6 protein-coding genes and 1 pseudogene are annotated in these 9,044 nt (G+C 60.7%); 3 read left to right on the plus strand and 4 right to left on the minus strand.

Annotated features, from left to right (window positions below; translation table 11 throughout):
- From glgP to NW853_RS10890, 3 genes are all read right to left on the minus strand, one after another.
- On the minus strand, positions 1-2,196 hold a 2,196-nt coding region (glgP, locus tag NW853_RS10880), incomplete at its 3' end, for an alpha-glucan family phosphorylase (protein WP_414349017.1).
- Between the two features lie 411 nt (positions 2,197-2,607).
- Positions 2,608-3,804, minus strand: a complete 1,197-nt coding sequence (locus NW853_RS10885) for a SpoIID/LytB domain-containing protein (RefSeq protein ID WP_414349018.1) — start codon at positions 3,802-3,804, stop codon at positions 2,608-2,610.
- Between the two features lie 269 nt (positions 3,805-4,073).
- Complete coding sequence (locus tag NW853_RS10890; RefSeq protein WP_414334948.1) at positions 4,074-4,601, minus strand: nucleoside deaminase; 528 nt, start codon at positions 4,599-4,601, stop codon at positions 4,074-4,076.
- 204 nt (positions 4,602-4,805) lie between these two features.
- Between NW853_RS10890 and NW853_RS10895 the strand changes: the two genes are divergently transcribed.
- From NW853_RS10895 to NW853_RS10905, 3 genes are all read left to right on the plus strand, one after another.
- On the plus strand, positions 4,806-6,020 hold the full coding sequence (locus tag NW853_RS10895) for an HhoA/HhoB/HtrA family serine endopeptidase (RefSeq protein ID WP_414349019.1): 1,215 nt from the start codon (positions 4,806-4,808) through the stop codon (positions 6,018-6,020).
- A gap of 150 nt (positions 6,021-6,170) precedes the next feature.
- Positions 6,171-6,980 carry a polyphosphate kinase 2 gene (ppk2, locus tag NW853_RS10900; protein ID WP_414334955.1) on the plus strand — a complete coding sequence of 270 codons (810 nt, stop codon included), beginning with the start codon at positions 6,171-6,173 and terminating at the stop codon, positions 6,978-6,980.
- A 44-nt stretch (positions 6,981-7,024) separates the two neighbouring features.
- Complete coding sequence (locus tag NW853_RS10905) at positions 7,025-8,623, plus strand: protein kinase domain-containing protein (protein ID WP_414334946.1); 1,599 nt, start codon at positions 7,025-7,027, stop codon at positions 8,621-8,623.
- A 205-nt stretch (positions 8,624-8,828) separates the two neighbouring features.
- Here the strand turns inward: NW853_RS10905 and NW853_RS10910 are convergent.
- Positions 8,829-9,044: pseudogene (locus tag NW853_RS10910) on the minus strand (hypothetical protein); the annotation flags it as partial.

The following is a 9,044-nucleotide window of genomic DNA, read 5'->3' on the forward strand; positions in this document are numbered from 1 at the left end:
GACCACAGCCGAACCTGACAAAGTCCGGCTCACCTCTGCTTCCAGGGGCTGAGGCTCGTAGATTTTCAACACGTACTCGGCCACCATGCGGTCGGTGTTGAAAACCGGGTTGAGGGTGCGGATCGCCTCCTTCATGCGGGCAATCCAGCGGCGCGGGATCCCTTGCTCGTCCCGCTCATAGAACATGGGGATCACCTCATACTCCAACAAATCGTAGAGAGAGTTGGCGTCCAAATCGTCTTGGGCAGCGGGATCCAAGCCTTCGATTTCTTGGCCGATGGCCCAGCCATTGCGGCCGTTGTAACCCTCCGGCCACCAGCCGTCCAACACCGACAGATTCAACCCCCCGCTGAAGCCCACCTTTTGCCCTGAGGTGCCAGAGGCTTCCAGAGGGCGTCGCGGGTTGTTCAGCCACACATCTACCCCCTGCACCAAGTTGCGACCGACATAGGCATCGTAATTTTCAATGAAGGCGACCCGGTTGGCCACCTCAGGGCGATTGGACCATTCCACCACCCGTTGGATCAGGCGCTTGCCCCCCTCGTCCCGCGGATGGGCCTTGCCGGCAAAGATAATCTGCACAGGATACTCTTTATTGGTGAAGATGCGGGTCACTCGCTCCAGATCGCGCAGGATCAAATCTCCTCGCTTGTAAGTGCTGAAGCGGCGGGCAAACCCAATCGTCAGGATCTTGGGATCCAACAACTGGTTGACCGCCTGGATGCGCTCATTGCTTTCGCCGCGGTTGCGCCGCGCCCGCAACACCCGGTGGCGGGTAAAAGACACCAACCGCTCCCGCAGGGCTTCCTTGCGCCGCCACAGCTCCTCATCGGGAATTTCTTCCACCTTGGCCCACAGTTCCGGATCCGACACCCGCTCCGGCCAGTCGGGGCCCAAGTACTGATCGTAGAGGTTCCAGAAGAGGGGGGAAACCCAGGTGCGGGCGTGCACCCCATTGGTAATAGAGCTGATGGGCACCTCATCCACCGACCGCTCGGGGTAGAGCACATGCCACATCTCGCGAGAAACCCGTCCGTGCAGCTTGCTTACCCCATTGGCCGCCCGCGCGTAGCGCAAAGCCAGCACCGTCATGTTGAAGGGCTCCCAGGGATCCCCGCTGCGACGAGCTCCCAAAGCCAAAAATTGCTCCCGCGTCAGGCCCAGTTGTGGCCAGAAGGAAGCAAAGAACGCATCCATCTCGTTGGGGCTGAAAGCATCGTGGCCAGCCGGCACCGGTGTGTGGGTGGTAAAGACACATTTTTCCCGCACCTTGGCCTCCGCCGCCTCAAAAGGCGTGCCCCGCGCCACCTCTTCCCGCAGCAGCTCCAAGGTCAAGAAGGCGGCATGCCCCTCATTCATGTGATAGACCATGGGATCCAGGCCCAACTGGCGCAGCAGGCGCACCCCCCCGATGCCGAGGATACACTCTTGGGCAATGCGCGTGTCGGTGCTGCCCCCGTAGAGATGGGCGGTAATCCAGCGGTCGATGGGATCGTTCTCCTCCAGGTCGGTGTCCAGCAGCAAGAGAGGCACCCGGCCCACGTCCGCCCGCCAGGCGCGCGCCTTCACCAGCCGCTGCCGCATCGCCACTTCCACCAACAGAGGGCTGCCATCCGGCTGACGCACCAAGGTCAGCGGCAAAGACTCAAACTCGGAGTCTTCATAAAGCTCCCCCTGCCAGCCACTGGTGTCCAGGCGCTGCTGGAAATAGCCCTGACGGTAGAGCAATCCAATGGCCACCAGGGGCACTCCCAAATCGGAGGCCGACTTGAGGTGATCGGCGGCCAACATACCCAAGCCCCCAGAGTAGGTGGGCAAAGACTCGTGTAGGCCATACTCAGCGCAGAAATAGGCGATGGGGCGCTGCCAGTCGTAGGTTTTCATGGTGCGCTTGGCCCAGGTATCCTCAGCCGCCATGTACTGCCGATAGGACTGCACCATCCGGTTCAACGTGTTGAGGTAGTTGACGTCAGTAGCCAAGGCCGCCAGGCGCAAGTAGGAAACCTCCTCCAGCATGCGCACCGGGTTGTGAGAGGTTTTTTCCCACAGGGCAGGATCCATTTCCCGGAAAATGGTGAGATGATCGGGGTTCCAAGTCCACCAGTAGTTGCGGGCGATCTCGCACAAAGGGGTAAGCGCCTGCGGCAGCGCCGGGCAACGTTCAGGAAAAGCGGGGGCTAAGGTGGCAATGGACATAGGGCAGATACCTGAGGTTAAAGTTATGGGCTCGAAAAAGAAGAGGTAGAGGTCGATCCCGGTAAACGTATCTCAATTATTATTGAGCCGATCCTGAGGATCCGCAGAAGAGAATTCAAGATCTCTACAAAATCTTCAGGAGACGCAACTCAGCTTTTGCGGAGCTTTCCTCGATCTTGCCACAGTGGCGTGGAGCCCTCAAAAACAGCGACCACCAGCAGACCAGGTTTCGATTCCGCCACACTCAAGAGAGGGTGCGGCATCAGAGTTGACAAGATCTGCAGAACCCCACCGAACTCTCAGGAAACCTCTCCAGAGCAATCAAAATGTTGCTACCCACAAACTCTTAAAAACTACAGCTACTTTTGCTACCAATCGGTTATTTTGTGGGTCTCTTCCTGAAGTTGAGCCCTAGCGTCCTTCCACCACGGCCAGGCGGGTGTTGCGGTAGTAGTGGCTGAGGATCTGTTGGTAGGAGTAGTTCTGGCTGGCCAGGGCGGCAGCTCCCCACTGGCTCATGCCCACCCCGTGCCCGTAGCCGCGCCCCTGGATCTCGAAGAAAGCCGGTGAGGCTGCTGCAATAGGGGTCAGGCTGGCTGTAGTGGCCGTCTCCCCGCGGGGGCTGATGGCGATCATCGTGCTGCGCAACCCCAGGGCCCGCCGGAATTCGCTGCCGCTGACGTCTTTGCTGCCTTGGGATCCCACCAGGCGCAGGGTGATGGCCCGTCCCCAGGGGGAGCTGCGCAGGATCTCGATGGAACGGATGGCTCCGATCCCGCCGGCCAACTGCTGGAGCTGCTGGGCGGGAATGGTAGCCGTCCAGCTAAACACCGGCGAGTGGTGATCGAAATCGGGCACCCCCTGCAAGTAGGGCCGCGATTCTAACCAGACATTCCCTGCATCATCCGTGTGCCCGCCCCCGGAGGAGTGGAAAACGGCATTGATCAACTGCCCCTGGTGGATAAGCACCTGTCCGGCGGTTTCGCGGGCTGCCGCTTGGGTGCGGTTGGATTCGGCGGCCACCCCTTTGTAGACCTGCCAATCGACGCCATTTCCCAAGTCAAAAGGCTGCTGGGAGCGACGACTGCGGTGGTAGAGGGCGTAGGTGCGGGAGGCCACCGCTTGGGCTTTGAGGGCCTCCATGGGAAAACGATGTCCCATCTCGCTGCCCACCACGCTGGAAACGTAGTCTTCCAAGCCAACTTGGTTGATGGCGATCACCCCACTCTCGCCGGGGATCAGCTCCACCCAGCCGCGGTACCAGTTCTGGTCGATGAACACCAGCCCATCGGGGGTGGTGGGCTGTAGGTAAAGGCGTTCTCCCTGTTGGCCGGCCAAACTGACCGCCGAGCCTATCCGGCTGGCCTGCAGCGGCTGCATGGCCGGAACTTCGGCCAGTGGCTGTCCCTGGGCGTTCAACAGGCGGGCCGGGGCAGAGCTGCCAAGCCTGACCTGCGGCTTGTTGACGGCAATCCCCACCCGCAGCAGCACCCGCGCCTGCACCGGGAAGGCCAAACAGAGCCAGGCCCAGACCAGAAGGCCGATCCCCCTAAGCCAAGCCGAGGGCAGCGGAGACACAACCGGAGAGGAAAAGAGGGCTACACTCACACGTCACTCCTCTGGGTAGAGACCACCTATGAGCAGCGGATCCCCTGCCCACCAATGGGCGAGGAAGGGATCCACCAGAAAATCTACAAAGCAAGGCCTGAGAAGGCAGATCTCAAAACTCACCCGAAACTCAAGCCGCTGCCTGTCATAGGGGATCCCGGCCAGCCGCTCGCGTTAGCGGGCCGGAGGCCTTAGCCGATATGACAGTATCAAAAACCTCTCGCGGATGCACGACTTCAAGCCGACCTTTTTGTCGCCCAAGTTCCCCATTAGGTTGCCAGGGGGATCCCCCGCCGGCGGCAAAACCACTGCTGCAACAAGCGACGACACTCGGCCTCGCAAACCCCGCCGATGACCTCTGGGCAATGAAAGCTGGCGGCAGAAGCAGGCACATTGAGCACGCTGCGCAGCGCTCCGGCCTTGGGATCGTCGGCGCCGTAAATCACCTGGGCCAACCGCGCTTGGCTGATCGCCCCCGCACACATGGGGCAGGGCTCGAGGGTGACATACAGCCGACAGCCCTGCAACTGCCAGTCGCCCAGGCGCTGCCCCGCCTGCCGTAGGGCCAAAATCTCCGCATGGGCGGTGGGATCCCGATCCCGTTCCCGCCGGTTGCCGCTCAGGGCCAACAACTCTTCCCCCGGCCCCACCACCAGAGCTGCCACCGGCACCTCCCCAGCTTCTCCTGCCCGCTCGGCTTCTCGCAGGGCCAACTGCATCCAGGCGCGGTGGCGCTGCCACGGATCCCGCCCCTGGGGCAACAAAGAGGGGAGCTTGCTCGAATTGCCGATCGTCATTGGGCGTTTGAGCACTGCCGTTGCCCGCCAGATTTGCTAAGTTAAGCGCAAAGCCCTTACCAATCCAAAGAAATGAGTGAGGGTGGGTGGAATATTGTAGATGTGAAGCTGGACTGAGCTGGCCTCAGTTGGTGGATTTGGCTCAAGCTTTCTCCATCTTCGCATTTGTTTTCTCGGCAATACGGCTTAGCTTTGGGAGGGATCATGGCGCGGATTCTACGGCAAACACTTCTGGCGATGGCTTTGTTCGGCGGCGGCGTTGCCGGTGGAGTCTGGCTGTCGTCTCGAGCGGGGCAAGCATGGCTGCAGCAAACTCCCCTTGCCACTTGGTCGCAGCGGGCCGGCGGGGGGGTGGGATCCCTTCTGCCTGAGTCTGCCTCTCCCGCCGATGCCGTGCGGCCTTCCAATTTCATTGCCGCTGTTGCCCAAAAGGTCGGCCCGGCGGTGGTGCGCATCGATGCCACCCGCACCGTAGCCAGCCCCATCGATCCCGAGCTGTTTAACCAGCCCCTGTTCCGTCGCTTCTTTGGGGGACAAATCCCGCAACTGCCGCAGGAGTTTCAGCAGGAAGGCACCGGATCCGGATTCATCATCGATGCCAACGGCCTCATCCTCACCAACGCCCACGTGGCAGAAGGCAGCGAGCGGGTTAGGGTTCATCTGCTGGATGGACGCACCTTTGAAGGGGAGGTCAAAGGCTCAGATCCGGTGACCGACATCGCCGTGATCCAGATCGAGGGCGAAAATCTGCCCACGGTTACCTTGGGCAACTCCGACCAGGTACGGCCGGGGGATTGGGCCATCGCCATCGGCAACCCGCTGGGCCTGGACAACACCGTAACGGCAGGGATCATCAGCGCCGTCGGGCGTTCCTCCGGGCAGATTGGAGCCACCAACAAGCGGGTGACGTTCCTGCAAACGGATGCGGCCATCAATCCCGGCAACTCGGGCGGCCCACTGCTGGATGCAGAAGGTCGGGTTATTGGAGTGAATACAGCTATTTTCCAGCGGGCCCAGAGCGTCGGCTTTTCCATCCCCATCAACCGCGCCATGGAAATTGCCGAGCAACTCATCCGCAATGGCCGGGTGGAGCATGCCTTCTTGGGCATTCGCATGATTACCCTCGATCCCGATTTGGTGGCCCGCCTCAACCGTGACCCGGCCCGCCCCACCCCGCTGACGGTGCAAGAGGGGGTGTTGATCGGGCAGGTAATTCCCGGCTCCCCGGCTGAGCAAATTGGCTTGCAAGAGGGGGATGTTATCACCGAGATCGATGGGCAAGCCATCCGCAATGCCGAGCAGGTGCAGCAGTTGGTGGAAGCGGCGGGGGTGGGCAAGACGCTGACGCTGCGGGTCATCCGCAATGGCCAGGCGCGCACCTTCCAGGTGAAGACGGGGGTGCTGCCGGTGGGCTCTTGAGCAGGTAGGCTGGGATCCTGGCCCCGACCAACCCCCTGGTCAGTCCAGTTTTGGAGCTGTTTTGTGATCCCCGAACCCCACCTTTCCTCTGAAACCCCTCTCTCTGAGGTGAAGCCGAACGTTAAGGGCAAAAAGAAGAAATGGCTCAAAATCGGCGGGATCTCGAAACCTGCCCCTGAGCGCCCCAAACTCTCCCGCAAAGATTACGAGCGAGCCTTGTTCCCGCTCAAGGTGGAGCTGGTGAAGCTGCAGTACTGGGTAAAGCACCAGGGCCTAAAGGTGGTGATCATCTTTGAGGGGCGCGATGCTGCCGGCAAGGGGGGCATGATCACGACCCTGACCCAACCCCTCAATCCCCGCGGCTGCCGGGTGGTTGCCCTGGGGGTGCCCTCAGACCGAGAGCGCACCCAATGGTATTTTCAGCGCTACGTGGCCCATCTCCCCGCTGCCGGCGAGATCGTTATCTTCGATCGCAGTTGGTACAACCGGGCCGGAGTCGAGCGAGTGATGGGCTTTTGCACCGAGGAAGAGTATCAGGAATTCATGCGCTCCTGTCCCGAATTTGAGCGCATGCTGGTGCGCTCCGGCATTATCCTTTTGAAGTACTGGTTTTCCGTGAGCGACGCAGAACAGGAGCGCCGCTTCCAAAAACGGGTGAAGGATCCGCTCAAACGCTGGAAACTCAGCCCCATCGATCTGGAGTCCCGCAACCGCTGGGTCGAGTATTCCAAAGCCAAAGACGCGATGTTAGCCCACACCAACATTCCCGAGGCCCCCTGGTTCACAGTGGAGGCCGACGACAAGCGGCGGGCCCGTCTCAACTGCATTCACCACATTCTCAGCAAGATCCCCTACGAAGACTTAATCCCTGAGGCGATAGAGCTGCCGCCGCGCCCGCCAGGAGAGCTCTATCGGCGGCCGCCCCGCAACGAGCAGTTCTATGTGCCGTCTATTTACTGATCCCCGTGACAGAATAGCCCTAGAGGCGGGGAGCGAGATCGCGTATGGCTTGGGCAGTTGGTGAAGAATTGCAGGGGGGGCGCTACCGCATCGAGGCCATTTTGGGGGAAGGGGGCTTTGGCATCACCTACCGCGCCTGGGATAGCGTCCGTGCTGACTATGTGGTTATCAAGGTCCTAAACGACAGCATCCGCGAGGATCCCGATTATCCCCGCTTCCAGCAAAACTTCATGAACGAGGCGCTGCAACTGGCCCGTTGCCGCCACCCCCATGTGGTGAAGGTGGAAGAGGTGATCTGGGAGCAGGATTGCTGGTGCATTGTGATGGAGTACATCCGTGGCCAGACTCTGCACCAGCTTTTGCGGCAAAAGGGGCCGCTGCCCCTGCCGGAAGCCCTGCGCCTGACGCGGGAGGTGGGATCCGCCCTCATGGCCCTGCACGAACAGGGGATTCTGCATCGAGACGTGAAGCCGGCCAACATCCTGGTGCGGGAGGGATCTGGGCAAGCGGTGTTGATCGACTTTGGGCTGGCGCGGGCCTACGCCCAAGGTCTGATCCAGCGCCACACCTCCTACGGCACCGATGGCTACGCCCCTCTGGAACAATACGACAGCCTACGCCGCCGCGGCGCCTTCACCGATGTCTACGCCTTGGCAGCGACCCTCTACACCCTGCTGACAGGAATGGTGCCCCTGTGTGCGCCGGTGCGGGCCACAGGCCGCCAGTTGGATACCCCCCGCAGCCTCAACCCCAGCATTCCCGAGATTGTAGAGGCCGCCATCCTCAAAGGGATGGCTCTCCACCCCGAAGAGCGCCCGCAAACCATGTCCGAGTGGCTGGCCCTGTTGCCGGCAGCGGTCTCTCCAGAAGAGAAGAAGCAGCCGGTTGCCTTTGAGCCGGCCCTTCGCACCCAGGATCTGCAGGAACTAGAGCAGCTTCTAGCCCGGCAACCTCAAGATGAGCTGGAACAGCTCCTGGCCCAGCACTCAGCAGAAGAGCTGGAGCAAATAGTGGCGCCCCCCACCCCTGCCACGATAAAGAAAAAAGAGGGGGCATCCGGATCCCTGGTTCCTTTTGAGATCTGTCCAGAAAGGCAAGGGAGCTGGGAGGGATCCCTGCCCGCTACTCTCCCCTGGCCAGACTGGGTGGGAGAAGCGGCTCCCGCCCTACAAGGGCTGTGGGATCGGCTGCGGGCCGGGCGGTGGGGGGAAGCGGATCGCTGGACGACGGCCCTGATGTTAAAGCTGGGCGGGCGATCCCAGGTGGGCTTTTTCGATCCCAAGGATGTTCAGGCTTTCCCCTGCCCGCTGTTGCGGCTGATCGACCAACTGTGGATGCAGGCCAGCCATGGGCGCTTCGGCTTCACCGTCCAGAAGCAGCTCTGGCAGGAGTGCGATCCCGAGGCGGGAGGCGGGATCAGATCGGGCTCCTTCTTGGCGTTGCCCCGCGAAGCGTGCATGGGAGAAAGAGTCGGCTGGCGGGTGCAGGGCCGCTGGTTGGGGTATGGGGAGCTCAAGACCAACCTGGAAGCACCAAAAGGTCACCTGCCGGTGGGCTTTCTCTGGGGCTACTCAGGTGGCCTGCACTCAGCCCTGTTGGTACTGGATCGAGCGGTGCTGAAAAAGCTAAAAGCCTGTCTATAAAAAAACTCCCCTCTCCCAAAAAGAAGAAGAAAGGCTAGGGGGGTCGCGTCAGCGGCGCAAAGCGCCTGGGGAGCGTCTTAATCGGGTTTGAAACGCAACGACTCCCGAAAACAGGACGACAGTCAATGCCCTCGGCCTGCAATCGTCTTAGATACGGGAGTGCCGCAATTGGAGCAATTTTGGGTGGTGCCGTTTGCATTCACCGCTATTTTTTTGTGGGCGACAATAGACAGAAATTGCCCCTATCTAGGATAGATTTTGCCATCCCAGTCCTAGCCAAACCTTTCATATTCAAACTTTCAAAGCCAATTATGTCGGATTTTTCGAGTAACTGAATTGCGGTTTTGTAGTGAAAAGCTTGCCTTTGCCCAGCCCTTAAACCTAGGCTTCCCCAATCGCCTTGCCAAACTGTCTTTGTCGA

Source organism: Synechococcus sp. H55.11 (assembly GCF_047462475.1).
Lineage (GTDB): Bacteria > Cyanobacteriota > Cyanobacteriia > Thermostichales > Thermostichaceae > Thermostichus.